Genomic DNA, 23,912 nt, shown 5'->3' on the forward strand with positions numbered 1-23,912 from the left:
TACTACTAAATATTTCTGCTACTTTTTACTCGTAGGGCTTTCTTTATCGCTATTTTTGAATGAATCAAAAATCATTAAAGCTGCACCTATAAAAATCATAGAATCTGCAACATTAAATGCTGGCCAATGATTATTACCAATATAAAAATCTAAGAAATCGATAACATAGCCAAATAGCACTCTATCAATTAAGTTTCCTAAAGCGCCACTTAATAATAAAGCAAAAGCAACGCTTAATAACTTTTTATCTTTAGGAGTTTTAGCTAACCAAATAATAAATACAATACTGGCTATAGCTGCTATAGAAGTAAAAAACCATCTTTGCCAACCACCTTGATCAGCTAAAAAACTAAAGGCCGCACCTAAATTATGTACATAAGTGATACTAAAAAAAGAAAGTACTTGAATTGATTCATAAAGCTCCATAGAGCCAACAACTTGATGCTTAGTAACTTGATCTACAACTAAACACAACAGGGTTAACCACAACCAACTCAACCCCGTATTCATTACATTTTTTATCATTGAAAACTAAACCTTATTAAATAATTAAAGGAGTATAGATGTAAAATAAGCGTAAATTAATAAATAATATACGCTTATTTTTCTCTTTTATATTTAACCACGTTGTGTACTGTTAAATATTATAAATTGTGTAAGTAAATACAAAAGTTTTATGCAAACTTACGTTCTTCACCTAAACCATCTACGTTAGTTACACAACGACCACATAACTCAAGATGTGCTTCTATTTGACCAACATCATCAGTAAAGTGCCAACAACGATCACATTTACTACCCGATGCTGGAGCAACTGATAACCATAATCCTTCAATATCTGTTTCTATCATTCCTTCAGGTGCTGAAGTTACAAGTTCAACGGTCGCTGCGGAAGTAATTAAAACAAAGCGTAATTCTTCTTCTAATTGCTTTAATTTACTCACAATACTTTCAGTGGCATAAATAGTTACTGCGGCTTCTAGTGCTTTACCTACTTTTTTATCTTTACGTGCAGCTTCTAAAGCTTTATTAACTTCTGTTTTAATTAATAAAATTTCAGCCCAGTAATCATCACCTAAACATGAATTTTCAGGTAACTTAGCTAAGCCATCAAACCAAACATCAGTAAATACAAATTCATCTCTTATAGTATTAGCTGGTGTTGGTAAGGCTTGCCAAATTTCTTGAGCTGTAAACGATAAAATAGGAGCCATCCAACGTGTCATAGCTTCTGCAATTAAATACATAGCTGTTTGACATGAACGGCGAGCCAAGCTATCGCCTTTAGCTGTGTACTGTCTATCTTTAATAATATCAAGGTAGAAGCCACCTAATTCAGTTGTACAGAAGTTCATTAATTTATGAACAACAACATGAAATTCGTATTCGTTATACGCTTTTTCAATATCTTCTTGAAGTTGTGCAGCCTGCCCTACTACCCAACGATCTAAAGCAACCATGTCATCTAAAGCAACTGAGTGTGCTTTAGGATCAAACCCATTTAAATTAGATAATAAGAAGCGTGAGGTATTACGGATTCTTCTATAAGCATCAGCTTGACGTTTAAATATTTCGTCAGACACCGTTATTTCTTGCGTATAGTTAACTGAAGCTACCCAAAGCCTTAATATATCTGCGCCTAATTTATTAGTAATTTGAGCAGGAGTAATAACATTCCCTAACGACTTAGACATTTTGTGGCCATTAACATCAACAGTAAAACCGTGTGTTAAGACTTCACGATAAGGCGCTTTACCTGTCATGGCGACTGAAGACATCATAGAAGACATAAACCAACCTCTATGTTGATCTGCACCTTCTAAGTATAAATCAGCTATACCATCAAACTCTTCACGCGCATCAATAACCGTTGAATGTGTTGTACCAGAATCAAACCAAACATCTAATGTATCAGGTACTTTTACGAAATCATTGGCATCGTCACCAATAAGGTCTTTAGCTTCTAAATCAAACCATGCTTGAATACCCGACTTTTCGACTTTTAGTGCAACTTCTTCGATGAGTTCAATACTACGAGGATGTAATGCACCAGTATCTTTATGAATAAATAGCGCAATAGGTACACCCCATGTACGTTGGCGAGAAATACACCAATCAGGACGTCCTTCTACCATAGATTCAATACGACTTTGGCCCCAATCAGGGATCCATTTTGTTTTTGCTATTTCACCTAAAGACTCTTTACGAAGCCCTTTTTTATCCATACTAATAAACCACTGAGGTGTAGCACGGAAAATTATTGGAGTTTTATGTCTCCAACAATGCGGGTAAGAATGTTCCATTGCATGGTGATGTAATAAAGCGCCTTTTTCTGTTAGTACTTCAACTACAGAGGCATTGGCTTTAAATACATGTTGTCCAGCAAATAAAGGAGTATCTTCAAGATAAACGCCATTTGCTCCAACAGGGTTATATATTTCTAAATTGTATTGTTTACTTACATTAAAATCGTCTACACCATGACCACCCGCTGTATGAACACACCCCGTACCTGAATCAGTTGTAACATGATCACCACAAACAACAGGAACAGATAAGTCATAAAATGGATGTTGTAATGAAACTAAATCGAGGTCTGAACCTTTACAAAAGCCTAGTGCATGATATTTACTAATACTATATCTATCCATACACGACTGTACAAGATCTGTAGCTAAAATTAATCTTTTTTTACCTGAATCCGTTTCGCATTGTACTAATGAGTATTCAACTCTAGGGTGAACAGAAACCGCACGGTTAGCTGGTAAAGTCCAAGGAGTAGTTGTCCAAATAACAATAGATATATCCCCTTCGCCTACATGATTTTCAGGATGTGAAAATTTATCGGCAACACTCGTATCTTCAACTAAAAATTTAACGTCTATCGCAGGAGATTGCTTATCTTTATATTCAACTTCAGCCTCAGCTAAGGCAGAACCACAATCTGTACACCAATGAACAGGTTTAAAACCTTGTTGTAAATGTCCATTTTCAGCTATTTTGCCTAAAGCTCGAATAATGTTAGCTTCAGTACCAAAATCCATCGTTAAATAAGGCTTGTCCCAATCAGCGAAAACACCTAAACGTTTAAAGTCTTCTTTTTGACCATTAACTTGCTTAACAGCATATTCACGACATTTTTCTCTAAATTGAGCTGCTGTGACTTTATGACCAGGTTTACCTACTTTTTTCTCAACCATTAACTCAATAGGTAAACCATGACAATCCCACCCTGGAACATAAGGAGAATTGAAATCTGATAAGGTTTTAGATTTAACAATAATATCTTTTAAAATTTTATTTACTGAGTGTCCTAAATGAATATCACCGTTTGCATAAGGAGGTCCGTCATGCAAAATAAATGATTTCTTACCTTTTTTAGCTGCACGAATTTTACCGTATAAATCTTTTTCGGCCCATTCTTTTAACATATTAGGTTCACGGTTTGCCATATTCCCTTTCATTGGAAATGAAGTATCCGGCAAATTCAAGGTATGCTTATAGTCACTCATTTAAATTTATATCCACTCGTATTTTAGTTAACGCCCAATCATTACATTGCAGCAGTTAATATTAAAAATTTAATAATATGTTGCGATTCACTCTATGTACTTAACTCAGCCACGTATTGAGACGCTAGTTCGCTATCAATAGCTATTTGGTTTGTTAAGTCAGAAAGAGAATCAAATTTCATTTCTTTTCTTAATTTTTTCAGTAACACCACTTCGATTGTTTGACCATATAGATCAGAGTCAAAATCAAAAATGTGTACTTCAAGCTGTTGTCTTATACCTGAAACTGTAGGTCTCGATCCTATATTAGCAACACCAAAATACAGCCCGAGATTCGTTTTTACTTTAACAACATATACCCCATTTACAGGTGATACACGCCTTTTCAATTTTACGTTAGCCGTAGGAAAACCTAACTGACGCCCTCTTTTGTCACCATGAAAAACTCGACCTATTATAGAATAAGGCCTACCAAGCATAACTTCTGCTTGTTCTAAATCATCTGTTTCAAGTGCTTGCCTAATTTCAGTACTACTGATCCTTTGATCTAATATTTTGTAACTTGCCGTATCAGACACATTAAAGTGAGATGTTTTTCCAGCCTTACGTAACATTTCATAATTACCTTCTCGATTTTTACCAAATCGGAAATCGTCGCCTACAATCAAACTTTTAATGCCTAATTTGTTAACTAGCAACTCTTTAATAAAGTTCTCAGCTGACTGTGTAGCAAATTTAGCATTAAAATTAACGCAAATTAAACGCTCCACACCTAACGACTTTAATAATGTATATTTATCTCTTAGCCTACATAATCTCGCAGGTGCAGTCTCTGGAGAAAATAATTCTTGCGGCTGAGGTTCGAAAACCATAACAGCAGCTGTACAGTTAAGCTCTTTCGCTTGTTTAATTAACGCTTGTATAACTTGCTTATGTCCTAAATGAACACCATCAAAATTCCCTATCGTTAGCACGCAGCCATGATGCTCGGGTTGTATATTATGAATACCGCGTATTAACTGCATTTATTAAGGAAACCTTTTTACTAAACTTTTGTTAGACTTTATTTATATACAAGGAAAAACCGACGAATTATATATTACTCAACCATAAGAATCAGCATCTGAACGCAATTTCATCAAATTTATTTACGATTAGTTGTAGTTAGCCTATAACTGAGTATGCACTTTAATATCCTTAGTTCTTATACCCAATGCAACAATAGATATAAAATAACTAATAACACCTAACCCTATACATGTACCAAGCTGAATAAGTTGTTCTAATTTAGTCATACTCAACCATTCTATAAACGGAGGTGAAATAATATAAACCACTCCCCCCATAATTCCAGCTGAAATCATGATACGAGCCATAAACCACCATGCACTATTCGTTATGTTAAATACTTTTTGGTTTTTCAATCCGCGGTATAACATAAACGCATTTAACGAAGCTGACATGGTTGTTGCGATAGCTAACCCCACATACCCAAAGAAAGGAGCCAACATTAAATTAAATGCCATATTAGCCACCATAGCCTTAATACCAATAATGACTGGAGTTTTAGTATCTTGTCTTGCGTAATAGGCAGGAGCTAAAATTTTAATAAACATGAAACTTATTAGCCCAGATAAATAAGCAAAAAGCGCATACGATACATTTATGACAGTTTGCTCAGAAAATTCTCCTCGCATAAACAAAACCATTACAATAGGCTGAGCCAACACCATTAAGCCAGCCAAAGCTGGCCAACCAAATAAAGAGACTATTTTAAGCCCCCACTCAACCGTACTTTTAAATTCTTGTGAATTTTGTTTGGCGTGTAATTTAGATAAACTAGGTAAAATTACCGTTGCTATGCCAATACCAAATAACCCCAAAGGAAACTCTAGAAGTCTATCCGCATAATATAACCAACTAATCGACCCTGTAACCAATACACTCGCTATTAATGTATCAAGCAATAGATTGATTTGTGTAACCGACACACCAAATAATGCAGGTACAATCAATTTTCTAATTTTAGTTACACCTTCAGCTTTCCATGCCCACTTAGGTTTAACCAAAGCTCCAGCTTGTATTAAAAAAGGTATTTGAAATAAAAACTGAACAACACCACCTATAAATACACCTATAGCAAGTGCATAAGCAGGGTTAGGCATCGATGAAGAAAGAAATATAGCACAACAGATAATACAAACATTAAGTAAAACAGGTGTAAAAGACGAAACAGCAAACTTACCAACAGTATTCAAAATCGCCCCAGCTAAAGCTGTAAAACTTACAAAAAACAAATAAGGAAACGTAATTTTCAATAAAATTGAAGCTAATTCAAATTGTTCAGCTTTAGGTCCATCATGTAACCAATCCCAAAACCAGCCAAAGCCAAACAAAATAACAAATACAGGAGATGCAATCACACCAACAAGTGTAACTAAAGTAACTAAAACGCCTAAAGTACCTGACACTTGTGCGATAAGTTGCCGTGTTTCAGGCCCCAATTTATCGCCGTCTTTTGCATGATATTCGCTTAAAACAGGTACAAAGGCTTGAGCAAAAGCACCTTCGGCAAATAATCTCCGTAAAAAGTTAGGGATCTTATTTGCAAAAAAGAATACGTCTGCCGCAACACCAGCCCCCATAACATTCGCAATAACAACATCTCTTATTAAACCTAATACTCGAGAAACGAGTGTCATAATGCTAACAATCAATCCTGATTTTATGAGTTTTTTACTCAAAATTTATTTCCTACACCGCGATTTATAATGATTCAAGGTAAGTTCTTATTATGCGTTTTTTTAATAAGCAGAAACAAGCGTTTAAATTAACTTAAACACCTATTTCAAAAAGTATATGTTAAAATAGATATTCTCCCCTTTCGTTTAGTTTTCAATTTAAACCTAAATATTAAAAATTAAAGCGAAAGGGTTTGACAAACGCCTTTAAAACAGGCATATTTCGTCGCCTTAAATCTAGGCAATATTTATTCAATTTTAGGAGTTCACCTTGGCTAACTCAAAGTCTGCTAAGAAGCGCGCAGTACAATCTGAAAAGCGCCGTCAACACAATGCAAGCCGTCGCTCAATGATGCGCACATTACTTAAAAAAGTAATTGGTGCTATCGAAGCCGGTGACAAAGATACAGCAACTAAAGAATTTGCTGCTGCAACACCAATTTTAGATCGTTACGCAAGTAAAGGTCTTATTCATAAAAATAAAGCTGCTCGTAGCAAAAGTCGTTTAAACGCTGCTATTAAAGCTCTTTAATTTTTATAAAGATTTTAAAAAACCGACATTTGTCGGTTTTTTTATATCTAAAATTTACTTATCTTACGCAAAGTAAAAGTTATAATTTAAAGAGCAATAGTTAGCTAGACAAAGCTTAGTAATAAAAAAGGAAGCTAAAAAGCTCCCTTCAAATTTATGTATTTAAATTAAAAGTTAAATACTATTAGGTTTATAAGCTGATTGTTCAAAATAAGAAAAAACGGTTTCAAATGCGCTTTCTTGATATTGCTTTAAACCAGTATCCCTAAAATCTATATCAACCTGACTTTTCGCCAATGACTTTTTAACAGCACTACCCGCAATAATTTCAACAGGCAAGTCTTGAATAAGCTGGATAGCAGCTTCTAATTTAAAGCCTACAGGTCCGCCAGAGAACTTTCCTTTTAATGCTCTACCGCGAATAACCACTTTATCCACTTTATAATCTTCCATTAACTTAGCAAATGTAAATTGGAAAGCTCGTACTTGTTCAGCATCCCCTGCATCTGCGATTGCTATTTTCTGTACTCGTATACTTGGAATATCATACAACCCATTCTCTCGCGACATAATACAAACAATCGCGTCATTACCTTTTAATTCAACACCACATATCTTCATGTAACAAAACCTCTTTTATCTAATGGTGTTATTATAAAGTACTTTTCGTTTTGGTGCAGTTTCTTATACAAAAATATAGATTCAAAAAGACAAGAAGACTTTCTTTTATACTTTTAAATACTTAGCATATCAATATCTTCAAGTTGCTCTATTTCAGACTGTAGTTTTTCTTCTAATTTATCTATTTTAAAAATTGCACTACAAACACTTACTGCACGTTTTTCTATTTCCATCCCACGAGCTTCCATCTCTGTTTCGATCTTTTCACCAAACTTTTCCATTTTAGCTTCAAAAGAAGCTCCGCCTTCATTTGAGAATAATAACTCTTGCCCTAAAGCAATCATAATGCTCCCAATAGATTTTTGAACAGTTTGCTCTACTACGCTTTCAATTATTTTTTCAAAATTTTCACCAAAAAAGTCATCTCCAACAAAACCATCTTCGTCAAAATGAACCGTTTTATTAGCAGAAAAATTTTGATCAATTTCATAATGAATTTCCTCAAAGCGGCTTGTCAGATCATTGCTTAATGAATTATTTGGTCCTAACAATTCAGTAAACGCTAAATTAACCCCCTCAGAAGCCAAGGTAATAGCATCTGTAGTTAAAGTTTTTATCTGAGGTAATAAACCACGTATTTCATAAGAATAACTAGAAACCAGTTTTTGTTGGCTTGTATTTAATGTTATCTCTTTATTATTTACAATAAGTATATTGTCGTTAACTATTTTGTATAAGGGCTCATTTTTATTTAAAAATTCAATTTCTGATGACGAAATACGAACTCCACCTTTAACGTCAAAATCACAAACACCACCACTAAAAGAAGAGCTATAAGCTAAAGCGTTAGAGCTTAGTAAAAGCATACCTGTTAATAATATTTTCATCATTAAATACCTAATAATATCGTTAGAATTAACCATAACATTACAAATCTAATGCCAAAAATTAAATACTTTATTATCAATACATTAGGCAAAGCTGTTGTAATTATAAAAATATTAAAACAATCAATTAGTATAAATAACTAAAGTATGGTTATTTTAACCAGCTAAATTTTGTCGTTATTTAATTTGAATAAAGGAAGGCTATCAGTAAACAAGAAGTGAGCATGGTGCTATATAAGGATAAGAAAAATATGTAAATAAACTACCAGATACAAAAAAGGCAAGAATAAACTTGCCTTTTATACGCTTTATTAATAACCGAATAAATCGGTAATTAAATTAAAGTGCTTGGATGTTTTCTGCTTGAGGACCTTTTTGTCCTTGAGTAACAGTAAACTGAACTTTTTGACCTTCAGCTAAAGTTTTGAAACCGTCGCCTGAAATAGCACTGAAGTGTGCAAATACGTCTGGACCTGATTCTTGCTCGATAAAGCCAAAACCTTTAGATTCATTAAACCATTTTACTGTACCAGTAGTAGTAGACATTGTATATCCTATTCTTTTTAAGAGTAATTTTTTTGCCCCAAAATTAGGGCGGTGTTGCTGGAAGTGAAGCTATTACTTATTAAACAGGACGAGCTACTAAATATAACATCGAAACGGCGTACATAAATATAGGTATTACTTTCAAGCTAAAAACATTCTAGCTGAATAATACGGTTAGTCAAGCAATTTTGTTTATATAAAAATAAGCACCTTACATTTAGTGGGAACTAATAGTGAAATAATAAGGTTATATACGCTTCCTTATCACACTACTTTCGTTCTATTGTTTTTATCTCGACTCTGCTTAATCAACCCATCACCTAGTTGAAAATCATTTAACTTCGTCATTCGATCGTATAATAATACATTTACAGTTGCAGCTAAATTCATACAACCAACAGTCGGTATATAAACAACAGCATCCGCTTTATTAATGATAGGTTGAAGAATAGTTCCATCTTCGGGTCCAAAAATATAGAGCGCATTTTCAGGATGTTCAAAATATGGAAGAGGAGTAGCCCCTTCAACTAAATCTACACAAATCATTTTTCTATCATTAGAAATAGCATCAGTAATATCTTCTAGGGCAATTAAAGGGATTTTATCTTTTATATTTTTAGTGTCGGTATTAAACTTTGCGGCATTTTCGTAGCGTTTTCCAGTGTAATAAACTTTATCTACTTGATAACACCCCGCAGCACGCATAACAGCTCCTACATTGGAGGGGCTTTTAGGGTTAATTAACCCTACTTCAACTTTAGAATTTAATCTTATATTAGCCATAAATTACAACAATTAATTAAATATAAGAGCATTATAAAGAATAAAGCTTTCTAATAAACTCATTGATACTGTAAATTTAGTTAATAGAGTTATTTCTTTACTTAATAACTCTATTAACTTTACTGGTATTTTTTATATAGTAGATGATTTATAATTTTCGATAATATATACCCGTTACTAATCAAGAGGCTATTTCAGAGCACTCGAGCGATATCAATTCAAGACAATGCTTGGTAATAATGGTTACGCCCTTATAAAAAGCAGTGTTGATGAAGTGGTTTTGCTCAAGCGCTTCAACGATGGTTCTAAAAATAATTTATGCCGCGTTATTAACTTTAGTCAGGTTCCTACATGGGTGTATGTACTTAGATTTTTGTTTGGAACGTAAAATCTGTGTCTAAATTTTTTTTAGTTCCCACTGAAACCTGTATCTTGAATGATAGCGGGTATAGAGATACTCTCTGTACTTTATACTCATTATGTTTTTTACACATTAAGGATTATTCGTGAATAAATTAGCCTCTTTCGTTATTATTATTTTATTAGTTTGTGGCGGAGCATTATGGTTCTTAGCTAATGGCTCGCTAGATGACTTTATTAAACAGCAAATAGAAACTCAAGGCAGTAAGATTACTAATCAAACAGTACTTGTTAGAAATGTTGAAATGAAGTTAATAAAAGGCTCAGGTGCTATTAATGGATTTAGTTTAAGTAACCCAGAAAAATACAAATATCCGCATGCTTTTTCATTTGAAACAATATTATTAGATATTAATATTAAAAGCCTTGCTGAAGATCCTATCGTTATAGATGAGATTAGAATAAATAATCCTCAAGCATTTGTAGAGCTAGCTCAAAGTGGTTCTGCGAATTTATCAGACATATTAGATGATATAGAAAAAAACCTGCCTAAAAGTGAAGCTGAAACTCAACAACCAGAAAATTCTTCTCAAAAAGAACCGAATATTCGCGTAAGTAAACTTATTCTTGCTGGCACAAATTTATCACTAGATTTATCAGCGTTAGGTAATAAAGAGCATCAAATTACTTTACCAGATATTAACTTAACTAATATTGGTGGTGATAAGGGCTTACCAGCAAGTTTATTGGGCGCAGAAATAGCGAAACAAGCTTTATCTTCAATTTGGAAACAAGCTAAAGCAGAACAAAAAGAAAAATTAAAAGACAAAATTAAAAATAAGCTAAAAGAAAAAGCCTTAGATAAATTAGGTAGCTTTTTAAATTAATAACTATGTTCACTTAGTAACGTTATTCTAAATTTTATAATATGATAAAAATAAGAACAAATAAAAGGGATTAAATATGTCACATTCAAGTAATATGTTACCGATGATGATAGGAGTATTAGCTTTAGTTAGTGCTCCAATAATGGCAACTCAATTTGAAGTAACTCCTTACATTGGGATAATGTCTAGTTCCGATTTAACTGTTCCTGAAACTAATGCGTCAATATCTGTTGATACTGCAACCCACTTTGGAATAGCTGTCGCTTGGCAAGAGTCACCGAATGGTCAAGGACAAGTACTGGTAAATTATGCAAGCCACGACTTTGTGCTTGGAGATGATAATCAAACAAGTTCTGTTGATGTGGTATATGCTCATTTTAATGGTATTGCGCTATTTAAACAGCAAAGCTATATCACAACAGTATCCATTGGCTTAGGTGCTGCACGTTTTAGTGGGGATGGGGGAAGTGAAATAGCCCCCTCTTTCACTGCTGCTATAGGCACTCGATATGAAATATCTAAAGAAGCAGCCATTGTTACTGAATTAAGAGCCTACGCCAGTTTAATGCAAGATGGTGATACATTGTTTTGTCAAACAGATATATGTGCCGCTGAATATAATGACACGACTTGGATAGATACAAGTATTTCTGTTGGTTTTTCTTATAAATTTTAATTCTTTAATCAATAACTTTTAAAGAATTAAAATACATAGCAGTAATATCATTAATAATACTCTGAGTAGGTCGCTCAACAATACGGCCTATTTCCTTCCCCGCTAAAAAAACAACAAATGTCGGTGTATATTTTATATTATTTTTTTTAGCTAAATGTTCAGGATCTTTCTTCTCAATATCTAAAGCAATGAGTTGAAATGTTACATTTGGATTATTATCTAGAATAGAAAGTATTTTAGGCACCTCTCTCTGACTATCGTGACACCAAGCCCCAAAATATATATCAATATGTAAATCTCTTGGCCAACCATTAACTTGTAATTTATCTTTTTCTGATATTAAAAAAGCCTGATAACTTTGATTAAATGAAGTTTCACTCGCTAATAAGTTATCTTTCGTGATAATACCCGACATAGTATTGCCTGATGTTGAAGTACCACTAGTGCAAGAAGCGAGTAGTATGAAACCAATTAGCACTATAATTTTTGAAATTGATTTAAATGCTAGCATACCATTTACCTATTAAAAATTAATCGAAATGTTATTTTTTTAGTTCATTCGCTTTAAGTAGCATCGATTTACTTTCTTTTAGAAAATCGCCAGCATAATCTCCGAACCAATCAGATACTTGATTAAACATATTAATGAAAGACGCTTTATCCCCTGTTTCTACATCTTCAAGTAACTCTAAGAATCGATAAGCAAACCGTTTCATCATATCAATGTTATCTGAATTAGAAAAAATGATATCGCTATATAACACTGGGTTTTGCGCAAATAAACGCCCAACCATAATGAGTTCTAATCGATAAATTGGTGAACTCATTTCTACTAACTGCGCTATATCAGCTCCTTCTGTCATTAGATGATAGCCGTAAGCAATAGTTGAAAAATGCCTCATAACTTGAACCATAGCCATAGCCTGATCATGGGCAACTGCATCTACAGTGTATATTTTAGCTCCCCATATTTTTATTTGCTCTAAAAGCCATTGGTAGCTTTCCTGATCTCTTCCTTCACATGCTATAACGGTTTGTTTTACTAAACTAGTGATATCAGGTCCAAACATAGGGTGTAAACCAACAACAGGGCCTTTATGTACTTTAAGCATTTCGTATAAAGGAGATTCTTTTATACTAGTAACATCAGCTAAAATACATTGTTCAGGTAAATCGTTAAGTTTTTGAATAATAGAACTTGTTAAACGAATAGGTACCGCAACAATAACAACACTTGCATCACTTAATATATTTTTACTGTTAGGCCAATCTTCTTGCTCTATGACTTCTACTCGATAATTCGAACGCGTAAACAAATCAACAAAAATCCTGCCTAACTGACCTTTCCCACCTATTACAACAACTTTTTTACAGTTAGGATTTACACATAAATAACCACTTGCATCTTGGCTAAGGTATGAATCGCTCATTAAACGACGGAGCACATCTTCAATAACATCAGGGTTTAAACCCACATCTTGTGCTTGTTTTCTCCGTTTAATCAGTAATGCTTCCTCACGCTCAGGTGCATAAATAGGCATACCTACTTCACTTTTAAGCTCGCCAACTTTCGTGGTAACCGTACGTCGCTTTTTTAATAATTCAACTAATTGACAATCTATAACGTCAATTTCATCTCTTAATACTGCGAGTTTTTGATCAAATACTATTTTTTCCATTGGTGTCTCATCAATGTACGGTTAATATTTTATACTTATACCATTTAAAGGTAAGATTTCTTGCTTTTTACATTGCTATAAGTACATATAAAGTGACTAGGCAATACGTGCTTTTAAAACAGTTTGTAATTTTTCATCTGCTGTTGATATCAATTCTTTTGTTGTAGCTAAATCAATACAAGCGTCAGTAATAGAAACACCATAAGCACGTTCAGCAATAGGAATACTATCGCTCTGATTACCGGCGTTCAGGTGACTTTCAAGCATAATACCAATAATTGACTTATTACCTTCAACTATTTGATCAAAAACATCATTTGCTACAATTGGTTGACGTGAATAATCTTTGCTTGAATTACCATGAGAACAATCCACAACAATGCCTGGCTCTAAACCATGCTTAGCTAGCTCTTGTTCACATAAAGCAACATCTTCAGCGCCATAATTAGGTTTTTTACCGCCACGTAAAATAACATGACCATCTGGATTACCTGATGTTTTAATCAACGCTACTTGGCCTTGTGTATTAATACCCATAAAGCGATGTGATGATGCTGCTGATTGCATTGCATTAATGGCTACATCTAAACTACCTTTAGTGCCATTCTTGAAACCAATAGGCATAGACAAACCTGAAGCCATTTCTCTATGAGTTTGAGATTCGGTTGTTCTTGCACCAATTGCAGACCAACTAAATAACTCAGCTAAATATTGCGGGCTAATAGGATCTAGCGCTTCAGTTGCTAAAGGTAGTCCTAATTCAGTTAAGTAAATAAGTAACTCTCTTGCCTTTCTTAAGCCTGATTCAACATCGAATGATCCATCCATGTGAGGATCATTGATTAAACCTTTCCAACCCACTGTTGTTCTTGGTTTTTCAAAGTAGACTCTCATTACTATGTATAAAGTGTCTTTATATTCTTCATGAAGTTTTTTAAGTTCGCGAGCATATTCTTTTGCCGCATCAACATCATGTACAGAACATGGACCACTAATAATTAATAAACGGCTATCTTTTTTATGAATGATATCAGCAATAACATTTCTTGCTTGCTGTACAAAGACTCTACCTGACTCTGGTAAAGGTAATTCATCTCTTAAAGCTTGAGGGGTAATGAGAACTTCCTCGGCATTTACATGAATGTCGTTTAAACGACTTTTTTTAATCTCTGTATTTGTTTCTTCTGTCATAACTCTCGCCTCATCATAGATAATTAAATAAGAATAAATCAATTAGTCATACTTAAATGTAATAGTAAAAAGCCAGAATAGTTATAAAATCAATCAAAACCCTTACAAATACAAACCGTAAACTTATATTTACTCAATTTGTATTAAATATTTTACACATATTTTATGGTTAGGTACATAGAACAAACAAAAAAAAAGCACCCAAAAGGTGCTTATTCATTACAAAACTGTAAAGACTTTATTATTCACCATGAATAATTCGCTTATCTATTAGGTTTTCTACTACAGTAGGATCCGCTAATGTAGATATATCTCCTAGCGTATCGAGATCATTTTCTGCTATTTTACGTAAAATTCTTCTCATAATTTTACCCGATCGAGTTTTGGGTAATCCCGGTGCATATTGAATATAGTCAGGCTTTGCAAAACGTCCAAGCTCATTTGCGACAAACTCTGTAAGTTCTTTAATGAGCTCATCTGATTCTGTCGCATTTTTCATTAAAGAAACATATGCATAAATACCCTGCCCTTTAATTTCGTGCGGGTAACCTACAACGGCAGCTTCAGCTACAGCAGGATGAAGTACTAGTGCACTTTCAATTTCAGCAGTGCCTAATCGATGACCTGATACATTAAGTACATCGTCTACTCGCCCTGTTATCCAGTAATAACCATCTTCATCACGTTTAGCACCATCACCTGTAAAGTAATTTCCCGGATATTGCCCTAAATAGGTATCATAAAAACGTTTATGATCGCCATAAACACTTCTTAATTGTCCGGGCCAACTACCTGTCATCACAAGTAAACCACTATTTTCACCTTCTAATGTATTGCCATCTTTATCAAAAAGAGCAGGTTTAACACCAAAAAATGGCTTACCTGCGACCCCCGGTTTCATATCGACCGCACCAGGTAAAGATGTAATTAAAATTCCGCCAGTTTCTGTTTGCCACCAAGTATCAACAATCGGGCAAGTAGACTTACCCACGACTTCATAATACCAATGCCAAGCTTCTGGATTAATTGGCTCGCCTACCGTACCTAATAATCGTAACGATGAAAGGTCGGCCTTTTCAACTAGATCATCACCTACACTCATTAATGCTCTAATCGCAGTAGGAGCGGTATAAAAAATATTAACTTTATGTTTTTCACATACTTGCCAAAATCGACCAGCATCTGGATAAGTAGGAATTCCTTCAAACATCAATGTGGTTGCACCATTTGCTAATGGCCCATAAAAAATATAAGAATGTCCTGTGATCCAACCAGCGTCTGCTGTACACCAATATATTTCGCCATCTTTGTAATCAAAAACATATTTGTGTGTCATGGCAGCATATAACAAATAACCACCGCAAGTATGAAGTACTCCTTTTGGTGTTCCTGTTGAACCTGATGTATATAAAATGAAGAGAGGATCTTCAGCATCCATGATTTCTGGCTGACACGTAGCAGGTAGGTTCTTTATTTCTGTGGCGTAATCTACATCAATACGATTATTCCACGTAATTTCTCCACCGGTACGCTTAACAACAATAACGGAATGTACATTTGGGCATTCTGTTATGGCTGCATCAACGTTTGACTTCAATGGAATTGCTCTACCACCACGTAAACTTTCATCAGCCGTTATTACCACTTGGCAATCAGCATCTTGAATACGTGCTTTAATTGATTCCATTGAAAAACCACCAAATACAACTGAATGAACAGCACCAATACGCGCACAAGCTAACATCGCATAGCCCACTTCAGGGATCATAGGCATATAAATACAAACGCGATCGCCTTTTTTAACACCTCTCGCTTTTAATAAGTTAGCAAAACGACATACATGATCATGCAGTTGTTGGTAGCTAATGTGGTCATCTTCACTTGGATCATCACCTTCAAAAATAATCGCTGTATCATTAGCTTTAGTGGCTAAATGTCGATCGATGCAATTATAAGAAACATTTAATTTACCACCTGAAAACCATTTTATATCAGCCGTTTTTAAATCAACATCAGATACGCTACCCCAAGGTTGGTACCAATCTAAAAATTGTTCGGCTTGCTCTGCCCAAAAAACATCAGGTTGTTCAATAGATTGCTTATACATTTCGTTGTAAGTTGCGCTATTAATATGGGTGTGTTGTTTAGCACTTTCTAAGATAGGGTAAATAGCTTTCAGTTCTTGCATGTGCATACCTTTATTTTTTAATTTTAATACTGAAATTTTTTAGTATTTCAAAGCTTATATGAAAAGGAAGGAAAAGGTAACGGGTATATATTGATATTATAAAAATGAGGGATTATAAAAACAAAAAACCTGTGTAGTTTCCTACACAGGTTTTATTCAAGCTAATAGATAATTTTTTAATTATTAAAAAATTACTTTTTACCCAATTTTTCTTTGATACGTGCAGAGCGACCTGAACGTTCACGAAGATAGTAAAGTTTAGCTTGACGAACATCACCGCGACGTTTGATTTCAATTGAATCAACGATAGGGCTATGTGTCTGGAATACACGTTCTACACCAACACCGTTAGATATTTTACGAACAGTGAATGCAGAGTTGATGCCACGGTTTTTTATAGCAATAACTACGCCTTCAAATGCTTGTAGACGAGATTTATCACCTTCTGTAACTTTTACTTGTACAACAACAGTATCACCTGGTGAATATGCTGGTACATCTTTTTTCATTTGTTCAGCTTCAAGCTGTTTAATAATATTACTCATAATACCTTCTTCCTAGGGTTCACAGTCATCAACAAATTTCTCACCACTCTTAATTAAAAGCAGGTGTTTTTTCTGTTCCGCTGTCAGAGCTAGGTTAGTTAATAGTTCTGGTCTTCTGTTCCACGTTCTTTCCAAAGACTTAAACTGACGCCACTGTTCAATGCGTTTGTGATCACCACTTAACAACACTTTAGGTACTGATTTTTCTTCTAAAGAAGAGGTATTCAATACTTCTGGCCTTGTGTAATGCGGACAATCTAATAAGCCTTCAGAAAATGAATCCTGTTCGGCTGATTGTTCGTGTCCTAATACACCTGGAACAAAGCGTGCTATAGCATCGATTACATTCATGGCAGGTAATTCCCCACCACTTAAAACATAATCACCAACAGACCATTCTTCGTCGATATCCGACTCGATTAGTCTCTCGTCTATGCCTTCATAACGTCCTGCTATAAATATCAGTCGGTCATGTTGTGATAATTCGCGTACACCAGCTTGATCTAATTTACGTCCTTGCGGAGATAAATAAATAACCTTAGCTTTCTCTTTATGAGAACTACCATCAACATCTGCTGCAGCGCGTGCAGCAATAATGGCATCTCGTAATGGTTGAACCATCATCAGCATTCCTGGACCACCGCCATAAGGTCGATCATCAACAGTGCGATGTTTATCATGGGTAAAATCACGAGGATTCCACTTATGAAAGTCAATCAAACCATTACGAATTGCTCGGCCAGTTACTCCATACTCAGTGATTGCATCAAACATTTCTGGAAAAAGGCTTATCACCCCTATCCATAATTTGCAGTTACTCACGAGTTAAAAACCTGGATCCCAGTCAACACAAATTTGTTTATTTTCTAAACTAACTGACTCTACAACTTGCTCAAATAAGTAAGGAATTAACCTTTCTTTTTTACCAAATCCGTCATTTAGATTAGCTTTTACAACCAGTACGTCGTTAGCGCCTGTTTCCATAACATCAGAAACACTACCAAGGTTATAACCTTGAGTAGTCACAACAGTCATACCAATTAAGTCACGCCAATAAAACTCCCCTTCAGGTAGTTCAGGTAACGCTTTTTCATTAACAATTATTTCAGATCCTACATATGCTTGCGCAATATCTCGATCATCAACATTTGCAACTTTGACAATAAGTGAATTACTGTGTCGACGCCAATCAGTTATCTCCACTAATTGCGTTTTATTTCCTAATTTTAAAGACCAAGGAAAATAGTCTAAAATGGCTTCTTGGTCGCCAGTAAATGAATGGATTTTTAACCAGCCTTTGATACCGTAAACAGCGCCTACTTTACCTAAGATGATCTCTTTACCTAATTCTTTCACAATGACTCCTAAAACCTTCTAAGCATAATTAAGCTGCTACTTGAGCATCTTTAACTAACTTAGCTACACGATCAGATAAACCAGCACCTTGACCAACCCAATGGTTGATACGATCTAGATCTAAGCGTAATTTCTCAGCTTGACCTTGTGCTGTTGGGTTGAAGAAACCAACTTTCTCGATGAAACGACCATCGCGAGAGTTACGGCTATCTGCAACTACAACCTGATAAAATGGACGCTTTTTAGCGCCACCACGAGCTAAACGAATGGTAACCATATCGCCCTCTATTATATTAAGTGTTAAAACGGATTTTCCAGACACTTCTGCCACCATATGTGACAGAAAAGCTCGCGTATTCTACGCTTTTAGATAAAAAATGCAAACGATATCTGGCTTTGAAGTAAAAACTTGCTGATAAATAAACTGTGAACGATTTATATATCAGCAAATATGGACAATTAACCTTTTTAAGTGCTAATTCTTTTATATTGACGGTATTCAGGGTTCCAAAAATTACGATCAATTTTTGCCAATAACATTTCGTCATTTATTTCTAATGCTAGACCCTGCTTGTAAGCCACTTTAGCCACAGCAAAGGCTATTTTTTTACTTAGCTGTGCAATAGAAGTTAACGGTGGTAGTAATTCGCCTTGTCCAGTATTGGCTAAAGGTGACTCTGAGGCCAGCATTTCACTAGCTACCATTAACATTTCGTCAGTAACTCGGCTAATATTTGCAGCAACAACACCTAAACCTAACCCTGGAAAAATATAACTATTGTTACATTGAGGAATAGGGAAGTTTTTCCCGTTAAAGTGCACAGGAGAAAAAGGGCTACCTGTAGCAATAATTACTTCACCATCACACCATTCAATAACATCAGCAGGCTTGGCTTCAACTTGCTTTATAGGATTACTTAATGGAAAGATAATAGGTAAGCGACAATGTGATTTCATTGTTTTTATAAGTTCTTCAGTAAATAAACCTGCAACACCTGACACCCCAATCAATACATCAGGCTTTGCGTTATTTACTACGTCTAGTAATGAGGGTACCTGACCATCTATGTTCCAGTCACTAATATTAGCTAAAGGTTGACAAAGTATATTTTGAAAATCCCTTAAACCTTCCATACCTTCTATTAATAATCCTAAACGATCAATCATATATATTTGGCTTCGTGCTTGTTCAGCGGAAACCCCTTCACTGATCATCTGAGTAATAATTTGTTCAGCAATACCGCATCCCGCAGAGCCAGAACCAACAAATACAACTTTTTGTTCAGAAAGCTTGGCACCTTTTGTTCTACAAGCGGCAAGTAAAGAACCTACAGTTACACATGCGGTGCCTTGAATATCATCATTAAAGCAGCATATTTCATCACGATATTTATTAAGTAACGGGGTTGCGTTAGGTTGTGCGAAGTCTTCAAACTGTAGTAAAACTCGCGGCCAGCGTCGCTTAACAGCAGTAATAAACATATCAACAAATTCGTTATATTCTTCCTGTCCAATACGCTTATGACGACGCCCCATGTACATAGGATCAGCTAATAGCTTTTCATTATTTGTTCCTACATCAAGCATTACAGGTAATGTATAAGCGGGGCTAATACCACCACAAGCTGTATATAATGAAAGCTTACCAATAGGTATACCCATACCGCCAATACCTTGGTCGCCTAAACCTAAAATTCGCTCACCATCGGTAACAACAATAATTTTAACTTTATTCTTTGTAGCATTACGCAGAATATCATCCATATTATGACGCTCTTCGTAAGAGATAAATAAACCTCTTGAGCTTCTATATATATCTGAAAATTGCTCACATGCATCACCCACTGTAGGCGTATAAATAATAGGCATCATTTCAGCTAAATGAGCTTGAACCAGTTTATAAAATAATGTTTCGTTGTTGTCGTGAATAGCCCTTAAATAAATATGTTTATTTAAATCTTCATCAAAACTTTTGTATTGCATATAAGCACGTTCAACTTGCTCATCAATTGTTTCGTAACGAGGAGGCAATAGACCAGTTAAATTAAAGCTTGCGCGCTCTTCAGAAGTAAAAGCACTGCCTTTATTCAATAAAGGTGTTTCTAATAACGATGGTCCTGCATAGGGTATATATAGTGGATGTTTTTTGTTATTGGTCATAATAATTGAGTAACTTTTATAGTTTTATATAGCTATGTAAATAATGAAAATTCACGGATTTTATATAGGCTAACATAAGTATCAATAAAGATTAATAAAACTTACAGTAAGCCCCTGCAAAATAATAGAAAATTAATCGACTTCTGACAGCCATGCTAACTGAATGGCTTCCAGCACTCTTTCGCCTGAGTGTTCAGGATTATCATCAAAATTTTCTAAGGCGATAACCCAAGCTCTTAATTGTGTAAAATTAAGTTTCATAGGATCTGCATCAGGATGCTCTTCCATAAGATCTAATGCAATGTCTAACGAGTCTGTCCAACGATATCCCATATTCCCACCTGTTTTAAGGTTATTAATTTATTAACAAATGAAACCATAATGCATCGACAAGTAGCATTAATATCAACCATAAAAGAATCATTCGTGCTTTTTTACAATACTGACATTGCGTATGCCACCAAGCAAACCAATTTTTTTTCATTATTTTTCAAACATCAACATTATATTAATTGTTATTATAACAGTTACAGTTAAATAATAAGCGAAGGTTTTGATATGTCGGCCATTGAATTTTCATTACAACAAAAAGAACAAATAATAATTAAATTACAAAAATATTTTTTAAAAGAATTAGACAGTGAATTGGAGCAATTTGATGCCGATTTTCTTTTAGACTTTATCGCTAAAGAAATGGGAGTATTCTTTTACAATAAAGGTTTATATGATGCTCAAGCTATTTTAAATGAAAAACTAGACACCATTTCAGACGCAATTTATGAAATTGAACAACCCATTCCATAATACCTACTTAACAAAACCTTTAAATAAAAATTGATTTGAGGCAAATACTCATCTTTTGAACAAGCGTACACTAAACGAAAATAAACGATGATGTAGAATACTATGCTTCAAATTACTGATCCTGAAAAAGAGCAAAAAACGCCCCCTTTATTAAGATTAGGCTTTCGCCCTTTTTTCTTATTTGGTTCTGTTTTTTCAGTTGTATCCATGATTTTATGGTTATTTATGTTAAAGGGAAATATAACGCTATCGCCTCTAGGAGGAATGCATTGGTGGCACATTCATGAAATGACCTTTGGTTTTGGCTGTGCGATTACTGTAGGTTTCTTACTAACAGCCGTGCAAACATGGACGGGGATTAAAGGAGTGCAAGGCACTCCATTACTCTTATTATTTATTTTATGGATGCTTGGGCGAGTTTTTGTTTTATTTCCTCATATTTTAGGAGGGTCTTTATCATCAATAATAGATATAAGCTTCCTACCAATATCTGCTTACATGTTAGGTAAACCTATTATCGCGATAAAACAATATCGAAACTTATTTTTTGTCCCTTTATTGTTATTGTTTACTCTCGCTAATATTGCGATGCACTTATCTTTAAGTTACCCAGAAATATTCTCCTATCAGCTATCAAGTTATACTGGCATCATGTTAATTGTATTATTAATGTCGGTTATATCTGGCCGAGTTGTCCCCATGTTTACTGCAAATGGTACTAAAACGTCGAAAGCATCTCCTTCGCCTACCTTAGATAAACTAACAAACATTCCATTAGCCCTTGCGATGCTGATGTTGTTACTTCATCCGTTAATAACTTTTAATGCCTTAGTCTTTGGTAGCTTATTGATTTTTTCTGGTGTATTTCAAACTATTCGTTGGTTTAAATGGAAACCTTATCGAACACTTAACGTTCCGTTAGTTTGGGCCCTTCACAGTGGATTAATGTTTATTTCTTTTGGACTAGTTTTATTAGGGCTAAGCTACATACACGTTGAATTACCAAGCCATCATATTTGGCATTTAATCACTATTGGAGGTATCGGCGGACTTATAATCGCAATGATAACACGTGTTTCATTAGGCCATACAGGAAGACCATTAATAGCACCTAAAGCAATACCACTCGCTTATTTCCTTATAATTGTTGCAACTATAATAAGAGTATTTTCTCCGTGGATATGGCCTGCAAGAACCGCCGTATTTATTGATATAAGTGGGTTTTTATGGATTTTATCCTTTACGCTTTTTATCTATCATTATATGCCAATGCTTCTATCCCCTAGAGCAGATAATAAATCAGGATAAATTGTTCAATACGGATATTTAATCCCTAAGTCTATTGAGAATATAACGACGACTCCGTATGCTAACAAACAAATAACATACGGAATAGCTTTCAAATGCACGCAGTTTTTCTTGATAAAAAAACCTTCAATTCCTCTAGCTCAACAGAAAGTATAAACAAACAAGTCAATCAACTTGTTTGTTTCGATACAACAGCACCAAACAAGATTATTGAGCGATGTATAAACGCAGACATCATCATCACTAATAAAGTCATTTTGTCTGAAAAAATATTAAATCAATTACCCCAACTAAAATTAATTTGCATCGCAGCAACAGGAACAAACAATGTAGACTTAAAAGCAGCATCTCGATTAAACATTGCTGTAACTAATGTTGCAGGTTATGCGAAGCAATCTGTTGCTCAATATGTATTTGCACAAATACTTGAATACTATAATCAAACTACGCATCACCATAAAAATGTAGAAAACGGTTTATGGCCTGAAAGCGATACCTTTTGCGTATTAGGGAATCCAATAACCGAAATCGCTAACAAAACATTAGGTATTATTGGTTATGGTGATTTAGGATCTAGCGTTGAAAAAATTGCATTAGCGTTTGGGATGAAGATTCTTATTGCTGAACGTAATGACGCTAAACATATTAGAGAAAGCAGGCATTCTTTTGAGTATGTATGTAAACATGCCGATATTATCAGTTTACATTGTCCACACGTTCCCAGCACTGAACACCTAATTAATGCACATTCGCTTGCGCTAATGAAACCTTCTGCTATGTTAATTAATACAGCAAGAGGCGCTATAATAGACAATTCGGCCCTACTAGATGCATTAAATAATAAAATAATTGCTTATGCGGTTTTAGATGTACTTGATTGTGAGCCACCACCACCTAACCACATGTTACTGAGCAACCAACCTGAAAATTTAAAAGTTACAGCACATATTGCTTGGGCAAGCAATGAAGCACAATCACGGCTCTTAGATTTAGTCGCGCAAAATATAAAAGCCTTTATTAATAATAAACCAGTAAACCGTGTAGATTAACTCAAATTAAAATACGCTAATTTATTAAAAAGGTTCTTTATATTCATGGACTTTTAACAAAATGACTTTTATTCTTATTAATAAGCG

At 34.6% G+C, this 23,912-nt stretch carries 24 protein-coding genes; 6 read left to right on the forward strand and 18 right to left on the reverse strand.

Annotated elements, in window-relative coordinates; translation table 11 throughout:
* Nucleotides 1–18: 18 nt before the first annotated feature.
* The 4 genes from lspA to murJ form a co-directional block, all read right to left on the reverse strand.
* The gene (gene lspA / locus B0X80_RS13910; RefSeq protein ID WP_077341247.1) at nucleotides 19–525 is read right to left on the reverse strand and encodes a signal peptidase II; all 507 of its coding nucleotides are present in this window, start codon (nucleotides 523–525) and stop codon (nucleotides 19–21) included.
* Nucleotides 526–674: 149 nt separating this feature from the next.
* Nucleotides 675–3,512 carry an isoleucine--tRNA ligase gene (ileS, locus tag B0X80_RS13915; RefSeq protein ID WP_077341249.1) on the reverse strand — a complete coding sequence of 946 codons (2,838 nt, stop codon included), beginning with the start codon at nucleotides 3,510–3,512 and terminating at the stop codon, nucleotides 675–677.
* Nucleotides 3,513–3,604: 92 nt separating this feature from the next.
* Nucleotides 3,605–4,537 (reverse strand): bifunctional riboflavin kinase/FAD synthetase, encoded by a 933-nt coding sequence (gene ribF, locus B0X80_RS13920; RefSeq protein WP_077341251.1) that lies wholly within the window; start codon nucleotides 4,535–4,537, stop codon nucleotides 3,605–3,607.
* A 144-nt stretch (nucleotides 4,538–4,681) separates the two neighbouring features.
* On the reverse strand, nucleotides 4,682–6,256 hold the full coding sequence (gene murJ, locus B0X80_RS13925; protein ID WP_077341253.1) for a murein biosynthesis integral membrane protein MurJ: 1,575 nt from the start codon (nucleotides 6,254–6,256) through the stop codon (nucleotides 4,682–4,684).
* Between the two features lie 268 nt (nucleotides 6,257–6,524).
* Here murJ and rpsT point away from each other — a divergent pair, with 268 nt between their 5' ends.
* Complete coding sequence (rpsT, locus tag B0X80_RS13930) at nucleotides 6,525–6,785, forward strand: 30S ribosomal protein S20 (RefSeq protein ID WP_076420193.1); 261 nt, start codon at nucleotides 6,525–6,527, stop codon at nucleotides 6,783–6,785.
* A 174-nt stretch (nucleotides 6,786–6,959) separates the two neighbouring features.
* On the opposite strand, the gene B0X80_RS13935 is transcribed toward rpsT, so the two are convergent.
* The 4 genes from B0X80_RS13935 to B0X80_RS13950 all read right to left on the reverse strand — a co-directional run bounded on the left by B0X80_RS13935 (nucleotide 6,960) and on the right by B0X80_RS13950 (nucleotide 9,622).
* Nucleotides 6,960–7,406 carry a DUF3010 family protein gene (locus tag B0X80_RS13935; RefSeq protein ID WP_077341255.1) on the reverse strand — a complete coding sequence of 149 codons (447 nt, stop codon included), beginning with the start codon at nucleotides 7,404–7,406 and terminating at the stop codon, nucleotides 6,960–6,962.
* Between the two features lie 113 nt (nucleotides 7,407–7,519).
* Nucleotides 7,520–8,296 (reverse strand): DUF2884 family protein, encoded by a 777-nt coding sequence (locus B0X80_RS13940; protein ID WP_175623947.1) that lies wholly within the window; start codon nucleotides 8,294–8,296, stop codon nucleotides 7,520–7,522.
* Nucleotides 8,297–8,632: 336 nt separating this feature from the next.
* On the reverse strand, nucleotides 8,633–8,839 hold the full coding sequence (locus tag B0X80_RS13945; protein ID WP_070376065.1) for a cold-shock protein: 207 nt from the start codon (nucleotides 8,837–8,839) through the stop codon (nucleotides 8,633–8,635).
* 264 nt (nucleotides 8,840–9,103) lie between these two features.
* Nucleotides 9,104–9,622 (reverse strand): RNA methyltransferase, encoded by a 519-nt coding sequence (locus B0X80_RS13950; protein ID WP_077341259.1) that lies wholly within the window; start codon nucleotides 9,620–9,622, stop codon nucleotides 9,104–9,106.
* Nucleotides 9,623–10,128: 506 nt separating this feature from the next.
* On the opposite strand from B0X80_RS13950, the gene B0X80_RS13955 reads away from it, so the two are divergent.
* Both B0X80_RS13955 and B0X80_RS13960 read left to right on the forward strand, forming a co-directional pair.
* Nucleotides 10,129–10,869, forward strand: coding sequence for a DUF748 domain-containing protein (locus tag B0X80_RS13955; RefSeq protein ID WP_077341261.1), 741 nt, complete (start codon nucleotides 10,129–10,131; stop codon nucleotides 10,867–10,869).
* Nucleotides 10,870–10,945: 76 nt separating this feature from the next.
* Nucleotides 10,946–11,545, forward strand: a complete 600-nt coding sequence (locus B0X80_RS13960; protein WP_077341263.1) for a hypothetical protein — start codon at nucleotides 10,946–10,948, stop codon at nucleotides 11,543–11,545.
* Nucleotides 11,546–11,549: 4 nt separating this feature from the next.
* On the opposite strand, the gene B0X80_RS13965 is transcribed toward B0X80_RS13960, so the two are convergent.
* From B0X80_RS13965 to iscX, 10 genes are all read right to left on the reverse strand, one after another.
* Complete coding sequence (locus B0X80_RS13965; protein WP_077341265.1) at nucleotides 11,550–12,056, reverse strand: thioredoxin family protein; 507 nt, start codon at nucleotides 12,054–12,056, stop codon at nucleotides 11,550–11,552.
* Nucleotides 12,057–12,087: 31 nt separating this feature from the next.
* Complete coding sequence (tyrA, locus tag B0X80_RS13970) at nucleotides 12,088–13,224, reverse strand: bifunctional chorismate mutase/prephenate dehydrogenase (RefSeq protein WP_089024890.1); 1,137 nt, start codon at nucleotides 13,222–13,224, stop codon at nucleotides 12,088–12,090.
* Between the two features lie 96 nt (nucleotides 13,225–13,320).
* Entirely contained in the window at nucleotides 13,321–14,391 is a 1,071-nt protein-coding gene (locus B0X80_RS13975) for a 3-deoxy-7-phosphoheptulonate synthase (RefSeq protein WP_077341572.1), read from the reverse strand.
* Nucleotides 14,392–14,656: 265 nt separating this feature from the next.
* The gene (acs, locus tag B0X80_RS13980) at nucleotides 14,657–16,603 is read right to left on the reverse strand and encodes an acetate--CoA ligase (RefSeq protein WP_077341267.1); all 1,947 of its coding nucleotides are present in this window, start codon (nucleotides 16,601–16,603) and stop codon (nucleotides 14,657–14,659) included.
* Nucleotides 16,604–16,794: 191 nt separating this feature from the next.
* The gene (gene rplS, locus B0X80_RS13985) at nucleotides 16,795–17,148 is read right to left on the reverse strand and encodes a 50S ribosomal protein L19 (RefSeq protein ID WP_077341269.1); all 354 of its coding nucleotides are present in this window, start codon (nucleotides 17,146–17,148) and stop codon (nucleotides 16,795–16,797) included.
* A 12-nt stretch (nucleotides 17,149–17,160) separates the two neighbouring features.
* Nucleotides 17,161–17,970 carry a tRNA (guanosine(37)-N1)-methyltransferase TrmD gene (gene trmD, locus B0X80_RS13990; protein ID WP_281253018.1) on the reverse strand — a complete coding sequence of 270 codons (810 nt, stop codon included), beginning with the start codon at nucleotides 17,968–17,970 and terminating at the stop codon, nucleotides 17,161–17,163.
* Nucleotides 17,971–17,973: 3 nt separating this feature from the next.
* A complete protein-coding gene (gene rimM / locus B0X80_RS13995; protein ID WP_077341273.1) occupies nucleotides 17,974–18,507 on the reverse strand; it encodes a ribosome maturation factor RimM in 534 nt (177 codons plus the stop codon).
* 25 nt (nucleotides 18,508–18,532) lie between these two features.
* Nucleotides 18,533–18,781 carry a 30S ribosomal protein S16 gene (gene rpsP, locus B0X80_RS14000; protein ID WP_076420269.1) on the reverse strand — a complete coding sequence of 83 codons (249 nt, stop codon included), beginning with the start codon at nucleotides 18,779–18,781 and terminating at the stop codon, nucleotides 18,533–18,535.
* Between the two features lie 191 nt (nucleotides 18,782–18,972).
* On the reverse strand, nucleotides 18,973–20,664 hold the full coding sequence (locus B0X80_RS14005; protein WP_077341275.1) for an NAD-dependent malic enzyme: 1,692 nt from the start codon (nucleotides 20,662–20,664) through the stop codon (nucleotides 18,973–18,975).
* Between the two features lie 132 nt (nucleotides 20,665–20,796).
* Nucleotides 20,797–20,997, reverse strand: a complete 201-nt coding sequence (gene iscX, locus B0X80_RS14010; RefSeq protein WP_077341277.1) for a Fe-S cluster assembly protein IscX — start codon at nucleotides 20,995–20,997, stop codon at nucleotides 20,797–20,799.
* Between the two features lie 225 nt (nucleotides 20,998–21,222).
* Here iscX and B0X80_RS14015 point away from each other — a divergent pair, with 225 nt between their 5' ends.
* From B0X80_RS14015 to B0X80_RS14025, 3 genes are all read left to right on the forward strand, one after another.
* The gene (locus tag B0X80_RS14015) at nucleotides 21,223–21,468 is read left to right on the forward strand and encodes a DUF2164 domain-containing protein (RefSeq protein WP_077341279.1); all 246 of its coding nucleotides are present in this window, start codon (nucleotides 21,223–21,225) and stop codon (nucleotides 21,466–21,468) included.
* A 102-nt stretch (nucleotides 21,469–21,570) separates the two neighbouring features.
* Nucleotides 21,571–22,776 (forward strand): NnrS family protein, encoded by a 1,206-nt coding sequence (locus B0X80_RS14020; protein ID WP_077341281.1) that lies wholly within the window; start codon nucleotides 21,571–21,573, stop codon nucleotides 22,774–22,776.
* A gap of 95 nt (nucleotides 22,777–22,871) precedes the next feature.
* Nucleotides 22,872–23,825, forward strand: a complete 954-nt coding sequence (locus B0X80_RS14025) for a D-2-hydroxyacid dehydrogenase (protein ID WP_077341283.1) — start codon at nucleotides 22,872–22,874, stop codon at nucleotides 23,823–23,825.
* Nucleotides 23,826–23,912: the final 87 nt, after the last annotated feature.

The sequence above is a fragment of the Pseudocolwellia agarivorans genome, assembly GCF_002000085.1.
GTDB classification, from domain to species: Bacteria; Pseudomonadota; Gammaproteobacteria; order Enterobacterales; family Alteromonadaceae; genus Pseudocolwellia; species Pseudocolwellia agarivorans.